Annotated in this window: 15 protein-coding genes; 4 read left to right on the forward strand and 11 right to left on the reverse strand. The window is 70.8% G+C overall.

All coding sequences use genetic code 11. From position 1 onward, the window contains the following. The coding region (locus tag NS220_RS01085; protein ID WP_153004098.1) for an MFS transporter at positions 1 to 431 on the reverse strand (431 nt) is incomplete at its 3' end. A gap of 104 nt (positions 432 to 535) precedes the next feature. On the opposite strand from NS220_RS01085, the gene NS220_RS01090 reads away from it, so the two are divergent. Further along, a complete protein-coding gene (locus NS220_RS01090; RefSeq protein ID WP_058622268.1) occupies positions 536 to 1,441 on the forward strand; it encodes a LysR family transcriptional regulator in 906 nt (301 codons plus the stop codon). A gap of 137 nt (positions 1,442 to 1,578) precedes the next feature. On the opposite strand, the gene NS220_RS01095 is transcribed toward NS220_RS01090, so the two are convergent. The 8 genes from NS220_RS01095 to sfnG form a co-directional block, all read right to left on the reverse strand. After that, the gene (locus tag NS220_RS01095) at positions 1,579 to 2,832 is read right to left on the reverse strand and encodes an alkylhydroperoxidase domain protein (protein WP_058622269.1); all 1,254 of its coding nucleotides are present in this window, start codon (positions 2,830 to 2,832) and stop codon (positions 1,579 to 1,581) included. A gap of 61 nt (positions 2,833 to 2,893) precedes the next feature. Continuing rightward, the gene (locus NS220_RS01100) at positions 2,894 to 3,940 is read right to left on the reverse strand and encodes a putative FMN-dependent luciferase-like monooxygenase (RefSeq protein ID WP_058622270.1); all 1,047 of its coding nucleotides are present in this window, start codon (positions 3,938 to 3,940) and stop codon (positions 2,894 to 2,896) included. Then, positions 3,937 to 5,577, reverse strand: coding sequence for a dipeptide ABC transporter ATP-binding protein (locus tag NS220_RS01105; protein WP_058622271.1), 1,641 nt, complete (start codon positions 5,575 to 5,577; stop codon positions 3,937 to 3,939). The genes NS220_RS01100 and NS220_RS01105 overlap by 4 nt, the downstream gene beginning before the upstream one ends. Beyond that, positions 5,574 to 6,437, reverse strand: coding sequence for an ABC transporter permease (locus tag NS220_RS01110; RefSeq protein WP_058622272.1), 864 nt, complete (start codon positions 6,435 to 6,437; stop codon positions 5,574 to 5,576). The genes NS220_RS01105 and NS220_RS01110 overlap by 4 nt, the downstream gene beginning before the upstream one ends. After that, positions 6,434 to 7,363 carry an ABC transporter permease gene (locus NS220_RS01115; protein ID WP_058622273.1) on the reverse strand — a complete coding sequence of 310 codons (930 nt, stop codon included), beginning with the start codon at positions 7,361 to 7,363 and terminating at the stop codon, positions 6,434 to 6,436. Before NS220_RS01115 ends, NS220_RS01110 begins: the two co-directional genes overlap by 4 nt. Before the next feature lie 100 nt (positions 7,364 to 7,463). Then, a complete protein-coding gene (locus NS220_RS01120) occupies positions 7,464 to 9,128 on the reverse strand; it encodes a TIGR04028 family ABC transporter substrate-binding protein (RefSeq protein WP_058622274.1) in 1,665 nt (554 codons plus the stop codon). Positions 9,129 to 9,280: 152 nt separating this feature from the next. Beyond that, a complete protein-coding gene (locus NS220_RS01125) occupies positions 9,281 to 10,126 on the reverse strand; it encodes a phosphotransferase family protein (protein WP_058622275.1) in 846 nt (281 codons plus the stop codon). Positions 10,127 to 10,170: 44 nt separating this feature from the next. Next, positions 10,171 to 11,304 carry a dimethylsulfone monooxygenase SfnG gene (gene sfnG, locus NS220_RS01130; RefSeq protein ID WP_058622276.1) on the reverse strand — a complete coding sequence of 378 codons (1,134 nt, stop codon included), beginning with the start codon at positions 11,302 to 11,304 and terminating at the stop codon, positions 10,171 to 10,173. Between the two features lie 125 nt (positions 11,305 to 11,429). Here sfnG and NS220_RS01135 point away from each other — a divergent pair, with 125 nt between their 5' ends. Next, a complete protein-coding gene (locus NS220_RS01135; RefSeq protein ID WP_206542974.1) occupies positions 11,430 to 12,491 on the forward strand; it encodes an LLM class flavin-dependent oxidoreductase in 1,062 nt (353 codons plus the stop codon). Between the two features lie 129 nt (positions 12,492 to 12,620). Here NS220_RS01135 and NS220_RS01140 read toward each other — a convergent pair whose 3' ends face one another. Further along, on the reverse strand, positions 12,621 to 13,934 hold the full coding sequence (locus NS220_RS01140) for an O-acetylhomoserine aminocarboxypropyltransferase/cysteine synthase family protein (RefSeq protein ID WP_058622277.1): 1,314 nt from the start codon (positions 13,932 to 13,934) through the stop codon (positions 12,621 to 12,623). Then, positions 13,927 to 14,868 carry an ATP-grasp domain-containing protein gene (locus NS220_RS01145; protein ID WP_058622278.1) on the reverse strand — a complete coding sequence of 314 codons (942 nt, stop codon included), beginning with the start codon at positions 14,866 to 14,868 and terminating at the stop codon, positions 13,927 to 13,929. Before NS220_RS01145 ends, NS220_RS01140 begins: the two co-directional genes overlap by 8 nt. Positions 14,869 to 15,072: 204 nt before the next feature. On the opposite strand from NS220_RS01145, the gene NS220_RS01150 reads away from it, so the two are divergent. Beyond that, positions 15,073 to 16,002 carry an ABC transporter ATP-binding protein gene (locus NS220_RS01150; RefSeq protein WP_058622279.1) on the forward strand — a complete coding sequence of 310 codons (930 nt, stop codon included), beginning with the start codon at positions 15,073 to 15,075 and terminating at the stop codon, positions 16,000 to 16,002. Next, on the forward strand, positions 15,999 to 16,796 hold the full coding sequence (locus tag NS220_RS01155; protein ID WP_058622280.1) for an ABC transporter permease: 798 nt from the start codon (positions 15,999 to 16,001) through the stop codon (positions 16,794 to 16,796). The genes NS220_RS01150 and NS220_RS01155 overlap by 4 nt, the downstream gene beginning before the upstream one ends. Positions 16,797 to 16,811 lie beyond the last annotated feature (15 nt).

Genomic DNA, 16,811 nt, shown 5'->3' on the forward strand with positions numbered 1-16,811 from the left:
GCCCCGCCCCACTCCCCACCCACGGCGAAGCCCTGGATGAAACGGAGGGCCACGAGCATCGCGGGGGCCCAGTATCCGACGCTGGCGAACCCGGGGAGGCATCCCATCAGGAAGGTCGCCGTGCCGACGATGACGATCGTCGCCTGCAGCGTCGGCTTGCGGCCGAAGCGATCACCGATCTGGCCGAACACGACCCCACCGAGCGGCCGCGCGACGAATCCGACGGCGTAGGTGACGAACGCGGCGATGATCCCGTCGAGCTGCGAGCCCGAGGAGGGGAAGAAGAACGTGCCGAACACGAGGCTGGCGGCCGTGGCGTAGAGGAAGAACTCGTACCATTCCACGACCGTGCCGGCCATGGAGGCGGCGACGACCCGGCGGATCGGTGTGGTGGGGGCCGCGCTGCGGCGGGCGGTGGCGGGGGATTCCATGCTGCTCCTTCGGTGTCGACGGTGACATCCGCGGAACAGTCTGCGGCGCGTGCCGCTGAGCGACAATGCCCAGTCCCGCGGCACGGGTGTGCAGAATTGCACACATGGATGCCGCCTCGGTCCGCGCCGACGACCTCTTGATGTTGCTCGCGGTCGCCCGCACCGGGCGCTACACCGCCGCGGCGCAGCTTCGCGGTGTGGACCACACGACCGTCGCGCGGCGGATCTCCGCGCTCGAGGATGCCCTCGGCGGCCGGGTCGTCTCCGCGTCCGGCCGCGGCTGGGAGCTGACGCCCCTCGGGCAGCACGCCGTCGAGACCGCGGGTCGCATCGAGGCGGCGATGTCGCACCTCGCCGGCGGGGGAGTCGAACCCGACCCTGTTTCCGGCGTGGTGCGGATGTCGGCGACGGACGGCTTCAGCGCCTACATCGCGGCTCCCGCGGTCGCGGCGTTGCGCCAGCGGCATCCGGAACTCGTCGTCGAGATCGTGACGGCGCAGCGGCGGGCGGCGCTGCACCCGGGGCTCGACATCGAGGTGGTGGTGGGGGAGCCCCAGTCGTCGCGCGGGCACGCGGTCGAGCTGGGGCGCTACACGCTCGGGCTGTACGCGTCGTCCGCCTACCTCGCCCGGGTCGGGCGGCCCGCTGGCGTCGGGGACCTCGACCAGCATCGGCTCGTGTACTTCGTCGACTCGATGCTGCAGGTCGAAGCCCTCGACCTGCCCCGCCGGGTCGTGCCGCACATGCGCGACGGCGTGAGCTCGACGAACGTGCTCGTGCACGTCGAGGCGACACGCGCGGGTGCCGGGATCGGCATGCTGCCGTGCTTCACCGCCGATCGGCACGACGATCTCGAGCGGTTGTTCCCCGCCGAGGTGAACGAGAGCCTGCCCTACTGGATGATCGTCCGCGCGGACTCGTTGCGGATCCCCGCCGTCGTGGCCCTGGCCGACGCGCTGCGCGAGGAGACGGCGCGGGCGGCGACAGTGCTCGCCGGTCTCGCGCGCTGAGCCGGTCGCGCCCCGGTGGCGCGCCCCACGATCGTCGAGTGTCCAAGACACGCCGTAATGCGCGGGGGACTTGCGGCGTGTCTTGGACAGTCGACGAGCTCACGGCGTCCGGGGCGGCGCGGGGCCCGAGCCGCGGGTCAGCGCCGCGCGGGGACCTCGGGCTCGCCGAGCGAGAGCATCAGGCGGTTCGCCCAGCTGAAGAACGCGGCGCCGTTGACGGCGTCGACGATCGCGGCGTCGTCCAGCCCCGCGTCGCGGAGGCGGGCGACGTGCACCTCGCTCAGCGCCGGGGGAGTCGCGGCGAGAGCAGCGGATGCCGCAGCCACAGCGTTCCACTGTTCGTCCCCGAGGTCCGCGGCGACGCCCTCGTCGAGAAGACGCTGCACGTCGTCGCGGCGTCCCGACTCGCGCGTGGCGAACGCCGCGTGCACGGAGGCGCAGAACACGCACCCGTTGAGCCGAGAGGCGGTCGCGGCCGAGAGCTCGCGGGCGGCTCGGGGGAGGCCGCCGTCGGTGTTGGTGAAGATGTCGAGATCGGTGAGCGTCCGGGCCTCCAGGGCCGCGGGGTCGCGGGCGAGAAGGCGGAAGTACGGCATCGCCGCGCGGGCCGGCTCGATCAGGGCCTCGAGTTGCTCGGGCGTCAGCTCGTCCCGCTCGACGGGAGCGAGCCACGGGACCCATCCGAGGCCGTCCTGGGTGAAGGCCTCGGGACGACGGATGCCATCGTGCTCGGTCACGAGCTCGGTCTCGGCGGGCGTGCTGTGGGGCCGACCGGCGGCGACGGGCGCGGGTGCGACCCACGCGGTCGTCCGACGCCCCGAGACCACGCGGAGCCCGGCGACCGCGCGCAGCTGGAAGGCCAAGAACGATACGAGCTGCGACAGAGAGACGATCTGGTCGGCGTCCCAGCCCGCGGCGACGAGTCGGCGCAGCGCGTCGGCGGAGCTCTCGCGCGGGCGGAACACGAGGAGGTGCGTGTGCTCCAGAGCGGCGACGAGCCGATCACCCAACGCGGGGGCGACGGCATCCGGGACGCCATATGCCTCGGCGGGGATGCTCTCGGCCGCGAGACACGGCTCGCGATACTCGCCGACCGGGCCCGATGAGCGCCCGGCGGCGGCCGCGGTCAGCACCGCCGCCTGCAGCGCGTGGTCCTCGTCGGCGAGGAGATCGCCGTAGAACTGCACGGCCGCGTCGTCGTCGTGCATGGCGGCGACGAAGGTCGCGACGGCGTAGCGCTCGGCGAGCGAGAAGCCGCGGTCGTCGGCGGGTTCGAGGAGCGCGACGAAGCTGCGCTGCGCGTTCTCCCGGGCCTGCGAACGACGGTGGCGCACGGCATCCAGGGGGCCCTCCGACGAGAGCCCGGCGAGAAGATCGATCACGTCGGTCATGCGAGTACTCCTGTGGGTCGAGCGGGGTGGAGGCGAGGGACGACGGTGACGGGCCCGCGGGTCACGCGAGCACGCCCGTCGTTCGGGCGGTGAGGTTCTGCAGCTCCGCGGCGGCCTCGGCGCCCGTTCGCAGACCCAGACGCGGGGCGACCTCGGTCGCGAGCAGTTCGATCGAGCGCAGCGTGATCTCATGTGCGGGGTCGACGGAGTGCACCTGGAACGCGACGTCCGTCGCGCGGCCGAGGGTGAGGTCGCCCTCGAGAGAGGCGACGACCTCGTCGACCGTGCCGAGGTGCGTGTCGGTGAGCCGGGCGATGTCGCGCAGATCACCCGCGCCGTCCTGCTTCAGGAACGTTCGCGCGAGTCGTCGGAGGCCCGGGTCGGCCGCCTCCCACGCGGCGTCGAGATCGGCGGGGTCGACCACGACGGCCGTGCGCGACGCGAGGATCCGCGGCTCGACTCCCGAGGGCAGGGCCTCGAGGTACGCCTCGACGATGGGCAACTGCACGTCGTGCAGCGTCTGACCGGGCTGTTTCGGCTGGGTGCGCGAGAGCAGCAGACCATCACCGTCAAGACCGGCGCGACGGCCCCCCTCGACCGAGAACGTGGCCTGCCACAGCCGGACCGCGAGGTCGGGAGCCGGGGGATTGAGCACCGAGGACGTCCCCCGGATGCCGCGCCCCCCGAACGCGTCACGAAGGACCTCGACGTGCTCGGCCTGGATCGCGCGCCGCTCGTCGGAGACGCGGCCGAACGCGGCGAACGATGACGGCGTCCCGCCCGTGCCGATACCGAGCTGCACGCGTCCGCCGCTCAGCGCGTTGACGACCGCGGCGTCTTCGGCGACCCGGATCGGGTCGTCGATGGGAAGCGTCACGATCCCGGTGCCGAGCGCGATGCGCTCCGTCTGCACCGCGGCGGCCGCGAGGAAGGGGAAGGGCGAGGGCAGTCCGCCCTCGTCGCGGTCGAAGTGGTGCTGCGCGATCCAGAGCGAGGCGAATCCGTGCCGTTCGGCGGCGCGCACCTGCGCGAGCGCCCGGCGGTATCGCTCGCCGTCGGTCCCGGCATCCAGCAGTCGGGTGAAGAATCCGAGTCGTGCGCCGCTCATCGCGTCGCCTCCGTTCCTGCCTCGTGGGCCGTCTCGTCGTTGTATGCCGTTCCCGGAATGGCTGCGAGCAGCTGCCGGGTGTCGACGCTTCGCGGGTCGTCGAACACCCGCGCGACCGGGCCGGTCTCGACCTGGCGTCCGCGTCGCAGCACCGACACCGTATCCGCGATCTGGCGCACCACGGCCAGATCGTGCGAGATGAACAGGTAGGTCAGCCCCAGTTCCTCTTGCAGCCGCGCGAGGAGACGGAGGATCTGCGCCTGCACGGTGACGTCGAGCGCCGAGACGGCCTCGTCGAGCACGACGACCCGCGGGTCGAGCACGAGGGCCCGCGCGATCGCGACGCGCTGACGTTGTCCGCCCGACAACTCCGCCGGGTAGCGCGACGCGAGAGCGGGGTCGAGGGCGACCTGCTCGAGCTGATGCTGCACGCGCTCCGCGCGAGCGGCCGCGCTCCCGAGCCCGAAGTTGCGCAGCGGCTCCTCGATCGCCCGTCCCACGCGCTGACGGGGGTCGAGGGATGCCAGGGGGTTCTGGTACACGAGCTGCACGGTGCGGCGGTAGTCGCGCAGGCCACGGCCCGACAGTGCCGTGACATCGATCCCGTCGACGCGCACGGTCCCCGCCGTCGGACGCTGGAACCCCGCGACCGCGCGACCCGTCGTCGTCTTTCCCGATCCGGACTCCCCGACGAGGGCGTGCGTGGTGCCGGCGGCGACTGTGAACGACACGTCGTCGACCGCGACGAAGGGCTCGGCTCCGCGGCGGGCGTATTCCCGACGCAGACCCTGCACCTCGATGAGCGGCCAGGCGGGGGTGGCATCCGGGATCCGTCGCTCCACCACGCTCGACAGCGAGGGGGCGTCGGCGAGCAGGGTGCGCGTGTACTCCGCCGTGGGGTGGGCGAGGACTTCAGAGGCGCGGCCGGTCTCCTGGACGGTTCCGCCGCGCAGCACGACGACCTCGTCCGCACGGTCGGCCGCGACGGCGAGGTCGTGCGTGATGAGCAGGACGCCGGTGCCGCTCTCACGTCGAAGGCTGTCGATCAGGTCGAGCACGGTCTTCTGGACGGTCACGTCGAGAGCGCTCGTGGGCTCGTCGGCGACGATGAGGTCGGGTTCGAGGGCGATCGCCGCGGCGATGAGCACGCGTTGCTTCATGCCTCCCGACAGCTCGTGGGGGAACTGGCGGGCGCGCGTCGCCGGGTCGTCGATGCCGACGCGGTCGAGCAGCTCGAGCACGCGGCGGCGGATCTTCGCGTGGTCGCGGTCGCCGTGCACGCGGAAGGTCTCGGCGATGCTCGCGCCCACCGTGCGCACGGGGTTGAGCGAGCCGGTCGGATCCTGCGGCACGAGCCCGATACGCGCCCCGCGCAGCGACCGGAGGCGCCGCTCGGGCAGCCCGAGAAGCTCGAGCTCCCCCAGACGGATGCTCCCGGATGCCACCCGCGCGGCGTTCGGCAGCAGTCCCAGCACGGCTTGGCCGAGGGTGGACTTGCCCGATCCCGACTCGCCGACGAGGGCGGTCACCCGGCCGGGGCCGACCGCGAGAGAGACGTCGCGGACGGCCGTGTGGCGACCGCGATCGGTGACGTAGTCGACGGTGAGGCCGCGGACGTCGAGCAGAGAGCCGGTCATGAGGTTCCTCCTCGGCGGATGGCACCGCTCAGCCGGTTGGCCGAGAGCACGACGAGGGCGATCACGATGCCGGGCAGCGTCGTGAGCCACCAGGCCGTGGCGATGTAGTTGCGGCCCTCCGACACGAGCAGGCCCCACTCGGGCGTCGGCGGGGGAGCGCCATACCCCAGGAAGCCGAGGGTCGCGATCTGCAGCACCGCCGAGCCGAACTGCAAAGCGGCGAGCGCGAGCACCGCCGTGAGCGAGTTGGGCAGGATGTGGCGCCACAACACCGTCCAGAACGTGCCGCCGCTGCCATACGCCGCCTCGACGAAGTCGCTCACCCGAACGCTCACCACCTGCGAACGCGCGAGGCGGGCGAAAGCGGCGATCGAGGTGACGCCCACGGCGAGCGCCGCGTTCGCCGTCCCGAAGCCGAGCAGGATGATGATGCTGAGCGACAGCAGAAGCCCGGGGATCGCGAGCAGCACGTCGACCCCGCGCATGAGGATGTCGTCCACCGGTCCGGGGCGCGAGCCGGCGATGACGCCGACGGCGGTACCGACGACGAAGCCCACACCGACCGCGATCACGGCGCCGAGGAGCGACTGCGACGCCCCGTGCACCACACGCGTGTAGAGGTCTCGGCCCGTGGCATCCGTTCCGAACCAGTGCTCCGGGCTCGGCGGCTGGAGGGCCTGCATGCCGATCCCCGCGGTCGGGTCGCCCGGGGCGAACAACCACGGCACCAGCGCCCACGCGATCGCGACGACGAGGACGATGAGCGAGAACAGGATGCCGAGAGCCGGGCGTCGGCGCCCGCGGGCGGCGCGCGCGGCGGAGACGGGATCGGTCAGCAGGGCGGTCGCGGTGCCGGTCATCGGCGGACTCCTCGCAGGCGCGGGTCGAGCACCGGATAGGCGAGGTCGACCAGAAGGTTGATGACGACGAACGCGAGCGCCGAGAAGACGACGACCGCGAGGAGGACCGGGGCGTCGCGGGCGGCGACGGCCTGCGCGGTGAGCTGGCCGACCCCGGCGCGCCCGAACACGCTCTCGGTCACGACCGCCCCGCCGACGAGTTCGCCGAAGATGAGGCCCGCCATCGTGAGCGCCGGGAGCACGGCGTTGCGCGCGACGTTGCGCCAGAGCAGCCAGTTCGTCGAGGCGCCGCGCGCGCGGACCACGGCCACGAACGGCTGCGCGCGCACGTCGTCGATGCTGCGGATGAGCACCTGGGCGAGCGGCGCGGAGAGCGGGATCGCGAGGGTGGCGACGGGGAGGACGAGCGCCTGCACGGGGCTCGCGTTGATCACGGGGATGAGACCGAGACGGAAGGAGAACACCTGGATGAGCACGATGCCGACGAAGAACACCGGGATCGAGACGAACAGCGGGGGAAGGGCCTGGAATCCGCGGCGCACGAAGCGGGGCCCGAAGGTCGCGGTGACCGCGATGCCGACCGCGAGGACGATCGCCACACCCAGGCCCCAGGCGGCGAGCACGAGGGAAGAGGGCAGGGCGGTCGCCAACAGCGTCGAGACCGCGGCGCCGGTCTGCACCGAGTAGCCGAAGTCCCCGCGCGCGAACGCGAACAACGACTCGAAGTACCGCTGCCAGAGCGGGCGGTCGAAGCCGTACGCCTCACGGATCGTGGCGAGCTGGTCGGGCGAGAGGCCCAGCTCGGGACTCGCGAAGCGCGCGACGACGGCGTCACCCGGCAGAGCCGCGAGGAGCACGTACGCGACGGTGTACGCCAGCAGCAACACCAGAACCGCCTGTCCGAGGCGGCGAAGCACGTAGGTCATGGGGATCCTTCGGGAAGTGGGGGCCGGCCAGTCACGGACTCGTCGGCCCGGGGCCGGCCCGTTCCGGTGGGGCCGGCCGCGCGACCGGCCCCATCAGAACTCAGCGGTCGAGCCAGACCTCGGCGAAGCTCGGGCGACCGACCGACTCGGTGTGGAAGCCCTTCACATCGGCGCGCAGGCCGAAGACCTGCGGCTCCTCGAAGATCGGCAGGATGTACGCCTGCTCGGCGAGGTACTGCTGCGCCGCGGCGGAGGCGGCCGTGCGGCCCTCGACGGTGGGCGTCGACGCGATCGCGGAGAGCAGCGTGTCGAGCTGGGGGTCGCCCACCGAGCCGTCGGCGGGGTGCAGGTTCAGCAGCGTGTTGCGGTTCTTCGAGAAGTACTGCGACTTCAGGACGTCGAAGTCCGCGCGCCCGACCATCGAGTGGTACACCTGCACGATGTTCTCGTCGAGCGAGTTCGCCGTCTGCGTGGCCATGTCGCCGGGGGTCAGCGAGACCGCGATGCCGAGCTTCGCGAGCTGCTCCTGGATGATCGTGACGACCTCGGCCGAGCGCGGCTGCGGCAGAGCCTCGTTGAAGGCGATCGCGAGACGCTGACCGTCCTTGACCCGGATGCCGTCGGCCCCGGGCACCCATCCGGCTTCGTCCAGCAGAGTTGCGGCCTTCTCGGGGTCGTACGCGTAGAAGGAGGAGGTGTCGGTGTACCCGAGGGCGGTCTTCGCGAGAGCGCCGGTGGCGAGGGGGTAGTTCTTCGTGAAGAGGGTGTCGACGATGTCCTGGCGATCGATGCCCGCGATGATCGCCTGGCGCACGCGGATGTCGGAGAGCAGGGGGTTGCGGAAGCGGAAGCTCAGCCCGTTGTTCACCCCGTTCGTCGGGGCGGCGACCAGCGCGAGGCCGGGGGCCGCGAACTGCGCCTCATCGGGCGCTTCGATCTGGCGCGCGGCATCCGCCTGCCCCGCCACGACCGTCCCGACGCGCACGCTGTCTTCGGCCGCGACGATCAGGTCGATGCCGTCGAGGTAGGGCCGTCCCTGGTGTTCGCGCGAAGGGGGAGCCCAGTCGTAGTCGTCGCGCGCCTTCAGCGTCACCTTCGTGCCGACCTCCTCGGCGTCGATGACGAACGGGCCCGAGCCGATCACCGTGGTGGCGTTGCCGGGGCCGAAGGTCTCGGCCGTCTTGGCGAGCGTGGAGTTCGAGACGAGGCCCGAGTTGATCGTCGAGACCGCCTGCGCGAAGCCGGGGGAGGGGGCGGTGAAGAAGAAGCGGACCGTGGTCGCGTCGACGACCTCGCCGTGGTCGTAGTTGTTGATCGCTTCGGACTGCGTCAGCTTGCGGCTCGAGTCGCCCTTGCCGAAGAGGTCGAAGTTCGCCACGACGTTCGCTGCGTCCAGCGGGGTGCCGTCGGAGTACGTCACGCCTTGGCGGATCGTGAAGGTGTACTGCGTGGCATCCTGGTTCACGTCGGGGAGGGCGGTCGCGATCCACGGCTGCAGTTCGAGGGTCTCGGGGTCCTGGTACAGCAGGCGATCGGTGATGTTGTTGACGATTCCGCCGTTGGGGTAGAAGCCCGCGGCCGGCGGATACAGCGTCGTCCACGTCTGCGGCTCGAGGTAGGTCAGCGTGCCCCCGCTCACGGGTTCGGCGTTGACCGGCGCTCCCGATCCGGCCCCTCCGCCCGAGCATCCGGCGAGCAGGGCCGCGGTGGCGACCGCGGCGGTCGCGGCGAGCGCGAGGCGGCGAAGAGGGCGGGGCAGGGGCATGTCGACTCCCGGTGTGCTGTGGGCGAGGTGTGAGCCAGTCCAGCGCAGGCCGGGAACCGGCGCACGTCGAGCGCGTCACGCGGCGACACACCCCGTCACATTCGGTGTCACATGCGGGTGCTCGCGTGCGATGGGCGCACGCGGGTGGGCGGTCAGATGCGGGTGCTCGCCCGCGAGGCCGCGCGGGCGACCTCGGCCTCGGGACGGCCGTGCACCAGCGAGAAGCAGACCACCTGCAGCGGGTGCGTGGCCGCGATGATCCGCGCACGGCGGACGACCTCGGGCGGTCGCACGCGCTCGATCACGTCCCACCCGTGCCACGCGGCGAGCGCCGCGACGTCGACGGCGGGATCGCCGGCGCTCGCGAGGTCCCAATCGATGACCCCCGACACGACGCCTCCGCTCCACAGGAGGTTCGACCCGGCGAGGTCGCCGTGCACGAGTCCCTCGGCGACCGGCTCGAGCGCGGCCAGGTCGTCAGCCGCCCGACGGGCTCTGTCCCGGACGTCGGGCGCGAGAAGCGGAACCGCCTGCTCGACCATGATCGGATGCCACGCCTCACCGCCCATGAACGCGTGCGCGGGAGCCAGGTGCGCTTCTTGCGCGCGGACCGGCACCGCGGCCAGGGCGTCGAGGACTCCGCGCAGCACCTCGGCCTCGCCGTATCCGCTCGGGTGCGGGATGCCGTCGAGTCGGCGCTGCGCGATCGCGACCATGACGCCGTCGCGCACCGGATCGGCGAGGGCGCGGGGCACCGCGAACGGCAGATCGGGCAGAGCGTCGACGAGCGCCTGGGCACGGAGGGATTCGGCGGCCGCGCTCGGCGTGCGACCGACCCGCACCGCGGCGCCCCCGGCGAGCACGACGAGATTCGCCGAACCATGCGTGACCCATTCCCACCGCGCGGGTTCGACGGGCTCGCCGGCGGCGCGGAGGGCCGCGGCGACGAGGGCTTCGGTCCGACTTCGATCCGGGGCAACGTACCGCGTCTCGACCATGAGTCGAGCCTACGGGCCGGGGTCACGGCATCCGGGGTCGTCCCTCAGCGCGCGGCGACGTCGATCGGGTCGCCCGTACGGGCGAGATCGGCCTCGAGCTCGCGCACGATCGGGATGACGGTCTCGCCGAATCGCTCGAGCTCCTCCTGGAAGTGGAGGAAGCCGAGCAGGAACAGGTCGACGCCGCGCTTCTTGTACGCGATGATCCGTTCGGCGATCTGCTCGGCGTCGCCGAAGAGCTGCGTGCGGAAGCCGTCGTTGTACTGGACCAGGTCGTCGAAGCTCGAGTCCGCCCACATGCCCTTCCTGTCGGCGGTGGAGTTTCCGGCCTCCTGAACGCTCTTGCGGAAGCCCTCGACCGCCGTGTCGTCGGCGTGCGCGATGATCTCGCGCAGCTGCGCCTCGGCCTCGGCGCGGGAGTCGCGCTGGATGACGAAACCGTTGAGGCCGAAACGCGTGCGACGCCCGTGTTCGGCCGCGATCCGCGTGACGTCGTCGTACTGCTCGGTGAAGCCGTCGAAGTCCTTGCCGTTCGAGAAGTACCAGTCCGAGAATGCGCCGCCGTTGAACCGTGCGGCCGTGGAGTTGCCGCCCTGGAAGATCTCGGGGTGCGCGCGCCCGGGCACCTCGTAGGGGAACGGCCGCAGCGTGAAGTCGGTGATGTCGTAGTACTTGCCGTGGAACGAGAAGGTCTCCTGCGTCCACAGGCCGCGCAGCACCTGGATGAACTCGGCGGCGCGCTCGTAGCGCTCGTCGTGCTCGAGCCACTCCAGACCGAGGTCGGTGTACTCGTCCTTGAACCATCCGCTGACGACGTTGACGGCAGCGCGACCGTGCGAGAACTGATCGGCGGTGTTGATGAACTTCGCCAAGACCGCCGGATGCCAGATCCCCGGGTGGATCGCCGAGATCACCTTGAGCTTCTCGGTGTTCAGCAGCAGCGCCAGGCTGATCGAGGTGGACTCGTGCTGCTGTGCGGCACCGTAGCTCGAGGCGTAGCGCACCTGGCTCAGCGCGTACTCGAAACCGACGCGCTCGGCCGTCTGCGCGAGCTTCACGTTGTAGTCGTAGCCCCAGTCGGTGCGCTGCTCGATCGAGCTGATGACCAGGCCACCGCTGACGTTGGGCACCCAGTAGGCGAACTTCAGCGGCTCGTGGGTGGGGGTGAGATCGGTCACGGGATCCTCCTCGCGGATCGGAACCCGGCTACCGTCGCACCACCCTCGACATCGGTCAACGGTGTGTGACGGCCCGTGTCCTCCCGTGACGACACACACGGTCGGCCCGGGTCAGGATGGATGCCATGACCTCCCCCCAGCGCGTGCGCTTCGGCTACTGGACCCCGATCTTCGGCGGGTGGCTCCGCAACGTCGACGACGAGCAGACGCCGGTGTCGTTCGCCCACATCGCCGAGATCGCCCGGATGGCCGAAGAGGGCGGCTTCGACCTGACGCTCATTCCCGAGCTGAATCTGAACGACATCAAGGGCGTCGAGGCACCTTCGTTGGACGCATGGGCGGTGACGGCGGGTCTCGCCGCGGTGACCTCGTCGCTCGAGTTGATGACCGCCGTGCGCCCGGGCTTCCACAACCCCTTCCACACCGCGAAGCAGGCCGCGACGATCGACGAGATCAGCGGCGGGCGCTTCACCCTGAACGTCGTCTCGGCGTGGTGGGCCGAGGAGGCCAAGCAGTACGACGGCCTGTTCAGCGCGCACGACGACCGCTACGCCCGCACGATCGAGTGGGTGGAGGTGCTGCGCGGCCTCTGGTCCGAGACGCCGTTCGCGTACGCGGGGGAGTACTACCGCACCGAGGGCACGTACACCGAGCCGAAGCCGCAGGTCGTGCCGCGGCTGTACGCGGGCGGCGAGAGCGAGGCCGGTCGTACGGCGATCACGCGCTTCGCCGACGCGTACCTGACCCACGGCGGCACGCTCGAGGAGCTGTCGGCGAAGGTGGCGGACATGCGTCGACGGCGCGCAGAGGCGGGTGCCACACCCTTCGAGGCGTTCGGCATGGCGGCGTACGCGATCGTCCGCGACACCGAAGACGAGGCGCAGGCCGAGATCGACCGCATCACCGACGTGCGCGGGGGAGCGGCGTACGGGTCGTATCAGGAGTTCGTCAGCAAGTCGAAGCTCGACACCGCGGTCGACCTCAAGGAGTACTCGGTATCGAACCGCGGCCTCCGCCCGAATCTCGTCGGCACGCCCGACCAGGTGGCCGAGCGCATCGTGGCGTTCGCGAACGTCGGTGTCTCGACACTGCTGCTGCAGTTCTCGCCGCACCTGCCCGAGTTGCAGCGTTTCGCCGCCGAGGTGATCCCGCGCGTCCGTCGCCTCGAGGCGCTGCGCGACGCCTGATATCGCGGCGGTGTCCGGGTGTTGAGTGTCCAGAACACGCCGCAACCGCCCTCCGCGACGCGGCGTGTCTTGGACACTCGACGTGACCGGCGATCGCGACCAGCGTGCCGACAACCGGGCGAGCGCCCGTTACGCCACCGCGCGCAGCGCCTGGTCGAGGTCGGCAATGAGGTCTTCGGCATCCTCGAGCCCGATCGACAGGCGGATGAGGCCGTCGCCGATGCCGAGACGGTCTCGCGTCTCTTGCGTGAAGCCGAGGTGGGTCGTCGTGGCGGGATGCAGGGCCATCGACCGGGTGTCACCGATGTTCGTCATGCGGCTGAAGAGGCGCAGCGCGTCGAAGAAGCGCTCGGCGCCGTCCCGGCCGCCGCGCACGGTGAAAGAGAACACCGAGCCCGAGAGCCCTTCGTAATCGCGCACGGCGAGAGCGTGCTGCGGGTGCGACGGGAGTCCCGCGTAGTCGACGCTCTCGACGGCCGGCTGCTGCTCGAGCCACTCGGCGATCGTGCGTGCGCTGGCGAGATGCTGGCGCATGCGCACCGACAGCGTCTCCATGCCCTGCTGCAAGAGGAAACCGTTGAGCGGTGACAGCGCGGGCCCCGTGTCGTTCGCGATCCCGAACCGCAGCGAGAACTCGAAGGCGCGCGGACCGAACGCCTCGACGTATGACGCGTGCGCAGCGATCGGCGTCTCGGTGATCGCCGGATACGAGCGATCGGATGCCACCCAGTCGAACGTTCCGCCGTCGACCACCGCCCCGGCGAGGTTCGCCCCGTGTCCCGAGAGGAACTTCGTGGCCGAGTGCACCACGATGTCGGCACCGTGCTCGATCGGGCGGATCAGGAACGGCGTCGCGATGGTGTTGTCGACGATCAGGGGGATGCCGTGGCGCTTCGCGACGCGGGCGACGGCGGCGATGTCGACGATGTCGTTCTTGGGGTTGGGGAGCGTCTCGGTGAAGATCGCCTTCGTCTCGGGGCGGATGAGGGCGTCCCACTCCGCCTCGTCGTCGGGGTTCCAGACGTAGTCGACGGTGACGCCCATGCGCGCGAACGTGCGATCGAAGAGCACACGCGTGCCGCTGTAGATGCTCGCGGTCGAGACGATGTGTTCGCCGCTGCCCGCCAGTGCCAGAAGGGCGATCGTGATCGCCGCCTGCCCCGATCCGACGACGATCGCTCCGCTGCCGCCCTCGAGAGAGGCCAGGCGTCGCTCGGCCACCTGGTTCGTGGGGTTGAGGTTGCGGGAGTAGAGGTGCCCGAGATCGGCACCGGCGAATCGATCCGTCGCCTCCTGGAAGGACGCGAAGCGATACGCCGCCGACAGGTGAACCGGGGTGATGCGGGAACCGTGCGTGAGGTCTTCGACCTCGCCGGCGTGCACCTGGCGCGTCTGGAAGCCGAATCCGTCCCACTCGACGTGGGGCGGCGATGCCTCAGCCACGAGCCCCGACCACTTCCTGCGGCAGAAGGGAGCCGAGCCACCGCGCGATCTCGCGCGGTCCCGAGCGGGGAGCCGTCGCCTCGACGTCGGGGTTGTAGTTCGTGTTCGTGTTGACGTCGTAGGTGACCGTGCGTCCGTCGCGCGTCTCGATGAACTCGATTCCGGCGATGCCGATGCCCTCGGCGGCGAGGAACGCGAGGTACCGGTCGACGAGCTCGGGATCCACATCGTCGCGGCGACGGAACATCGGCTCGGGCTCGACGCCGTCGGCTCCGGGAACGGCGCACGCCTCGGCCGGGCACAGCTCGAAGCTGCCTGCGCTCGTGTCGACGCGCACCGCGTAGACGAGGGAGCCGGCGACGAACTCCGCGCGCGTGATGAACGGCGCCTTGGCGACGAGCAGCTCTTGCAGCAGCGTGATCCCGTCGGGCGACGGCTCGAAGTCGGGGCCCTCGACCCACGCCGCGAACTCCTCGATCGAGTCCCACCGGCGCACGCCGAGGCCCTTGCCACCCTGGTTGTGCTTGCTGATGAAGGGCGCTCCGAACTCCGCGGCCCGCTCGACGATCCCGTCGGTGCCGAGGACGGCGACCGTGCGCGCGACCTCGATGCCCGCGTGCTGCAGAGCCACGTGCTGCGCGACCTTGCTCACCTCGAGCTCGAGAACATCAGCGCCATTGATCACGGTGCGCCCCCAGGCCGCGAGCCACCGCAGAACGGCCCGACCGTAGTCCTTGCTGTGCGCGCGATCGCGCGTGTGGGCCGAGGCGCTCAGCCGCGACCAGAACACACCCTCGGGCGGCTCGGACGAGAGGTCGATCGCCCCCTCGGTCAGCAGCCACTCCTCGAGCGGCACCCCCTCTGCGTCGAAGGCCGCCCGGAACGGCGGCAACCACGAGGGGTTGTCATGGATCACGTACACGCTGCCCGACATGTCGCCAGGCTAACGCGAGCCCCCGACATCGTGGCGGTGGCGTGTCACCGTTCGTCACCGCCGACCGCGCACGTCCGAACCCCTTCGCCCGCGGCGGGTCGGCGGCCGGCGGACGGTTCGGCTCCGCAACCCATGACGAACGTCACCCCCACATCGTGACGAGAGTCTGAGGTCGTCCGGCCGCCCGGCGGCCAGCATGAAGACATGACCTCCTCCACCCCCACGCCCGCCGCGATCGACGCGCGGGGCGTCGTCAAGAGCTTCGGCTCCGTTCATGCCGTCCGCGGCATAGACCTCTCGATCAAGCCGGGCGAGATCGTGGCGTTCCTCGGGCCGAACGGCGCGGGCAAGACCACGACGATCGACATGATCCTCGGCCTGAGCACCCCCGACGCAGGCTCCATCAGCGTCTTCGGACACAGCCCGCGCGGCGCGATCGCCCGTGGTCTCGTCTCCGCGGTGCTGCAGACGGGCGGGCTGTTGAAAGACCTCACCGTTCGCGAGACGGTCGAGCTCACGGCGAGCCTGTTCGCCGAGAAGCGTCCCGTCGACGAAGCGCTCGAGCGGGCCGGCATCCGGAATCTGGCGAACCGACGCGTCGGACTCTGCTCGGGCGGTGAGCAGCAGCGGCTCCGCTTCGCGATGGCGCTCGTGAGCGACCCCGCCCTGCTCATCCTCGACGAGCCGACCACCGGCATGGATGTCGAAGCGCGCCGCTCGTTCTGGAACGCGATCCGAGCGGATGCCGCCCGCGGACGCACCGTCATGTTCGCGACGCACTACCTCGACGAGGCCGACGAGTACGCCGACCGCATCGTGCTGATGCGCGGGGGAGAGATCGTCGCCGACGGCCCCACCTCCGAGATCAAGAACCTCGTCTCGGGGCGCATGGTGCACGCGACGCTTCCGGATGCCGATCTCACCGCCCTCGCGGCCCTGCCGGGCGTCGACTCGGTCGAGGCCGCCGGCGAGCGCGTCGCGATCCGCACGAGCGACTCCGACGCCCTCGCCCGCCATCTGCTCACCACCACCGACGCGCGCGACATCGAGATCACGGCGCAGAACCTCGAGAGCGTCTTCCTCACCCTCACCGCCGACACCGCCGCACCCGCTCAGAATGGAGCAGTCCGATGACCGCCATCACCCTTGACCGCCCGGTTCCCGCGTTCGGTGGGTTCACGCTCACGTATCTGCGCATCGAGCTGCTGCGCAAACTCCGCAATCCGCGCAGCATCTTCTTCACGGTCGCGTTCCCCGTGCTGATGTTCTTCATCGTCGGGTTCCAGACGCTCGACGTGCCGCTGACCGATGTGCCCCTGGCATCCGGTGGTGTGTCGGTGGCCGCGTACATCATGGTCTCGATGGCGATGTATGGAACCATGATGTCGGCGACCCAGACCGGGGCGTCGGTCGCCGTCGAACGCGCCCAGGGCTGGAGTCGTCAGCTGCGCCTCACGCCCCTGAATCCGATCGCGAACGTCGTGGTGAAGATGATGGCGGGCATGATGTTCGGCCTCCTCGCCGTGCTCGCGACCTACGCCGTGGCCGCCTTCGCCGGGGTCACCCTGGCTCCCGTCCAGTGGGTCGTGACCGGCCTCGCGGCCTGGCTCCTCGCGAGCGCCGTCTTCACCACCCTCGGGCTCATGGTCGGGTACATGGTCCCGGGCGAGAACGCCGCGCAGATCACGAGTCTCGCGGTCGTGCTGCTGGCGTTCCTCGGCGGCCTCTTCTTCCCGCTGTCGTCGATGCCCGACTTCCTCCAGGTCATCGGCAAGCTCACGCCCGTGTACGGCATCGGCGAGCTGGCGCGGTCGCCGCTGACGGGGGATGCCTTCGACCTCGGCGCCCTGATCAACGCGGTGGTCTGGCTCGCGGTGTTCGTCGCCGGGACCGTGTACTTCTTCCGCCGCGACACGCGGCGCGCGTGACACGCCTATGGTGAA

Source organism: Microbacterium testaceum, assembly GCF_001476655.1.
Taxonomy (GTDB): domain Bacteria; phylum Actinomycetota; class Actinomycetes; order Actinomycetales; family Microbacteriaceae; genus Microbacterium; species Microbacterium testaceum_C.

Coding starts and splice junctions, on each gene's coding strand:
- NS220_RS01090 (WP_058622268.1), top strand. CDS start 536: ATGGATGCCGCCTCGGTCCGCGCCGACGACCTCTTGATGTTGCTCGCG.
- NS220_RS01095 (WP_058622269.1), bottom strand. CDS start 2,832: ATGACCGACGTGATCGATCTTCTCGCCGGGCTCTCGTCGGAGGGCCCC.
- NS220_RS01100 (WP_058622270.1), bottom strand. CDS start 3,940: ATGAGCGGCGCACGACTCGGATTCTTCACCCGACTGCTGGATGCCGGG.
- NS220_RS01105 (WP_058622271.1), bottom strand. CDS start 5,577: ATGACCGGCTCTCTGCTCGACGTCCGCGGCCTCACCGTCGACTACGTC.
- NS220_RS01110 (WP_058622272.1), bottom strand. CDS start 6,437: ATGACCGGCACCGCGACCGCCCTGCTGACCGATCCCGTCTCCGCCGCG.
- NS220_RS01115 (WP_058622273.1), bottom strand. CDS start 7,363: ATGACCTACGTGCTTCGCCGCCTCGGACAGGCGGTTCTGGTGTTGCTG.
- NS220_RS01120 (WP_058622274.1), bottom strand. CDS start 9,128: ATGCCCCTGCCCCGCCCTCTTCGCCGCCTCGCGCTCGCCGCGACCGCC.
- NS220_RS01125 (WP_058622275.1), bottom strand. CDS start 10,126: ATGGTCGAGACGCGGTACGTTGCCCCGGATCGAAGTCGGACCGAAGCC.
- NS220_RS01135 (WP_206542974.1), top strand. CDS start 11,430: ATGACCTCCCCCCAGCGCGTGCGCTTCGGCTACTGGACCCCGATCTTC.
- NS220_RS01145 (WP_058622278.1), bottom strand. CDS start 14,868: ATGTCGGGCAGCGTGTACGTGATCCATGACAACCCCTCGTGGTTGCCG.
- NS220_RS01150 (WP_058622279.1), top strand. CDS start 15,073: ATGACCTCCTCCACCCCCACGCCCGCCGCGATCGACGCGCGGGGCGTC.
- NS220_RS01155 (WP_058622280.1), top strand. CDS start 15,999: ATGACCGCCATCACCCTTGACCGCCCGGTTCCCGCGTTCGGTGGGTTC.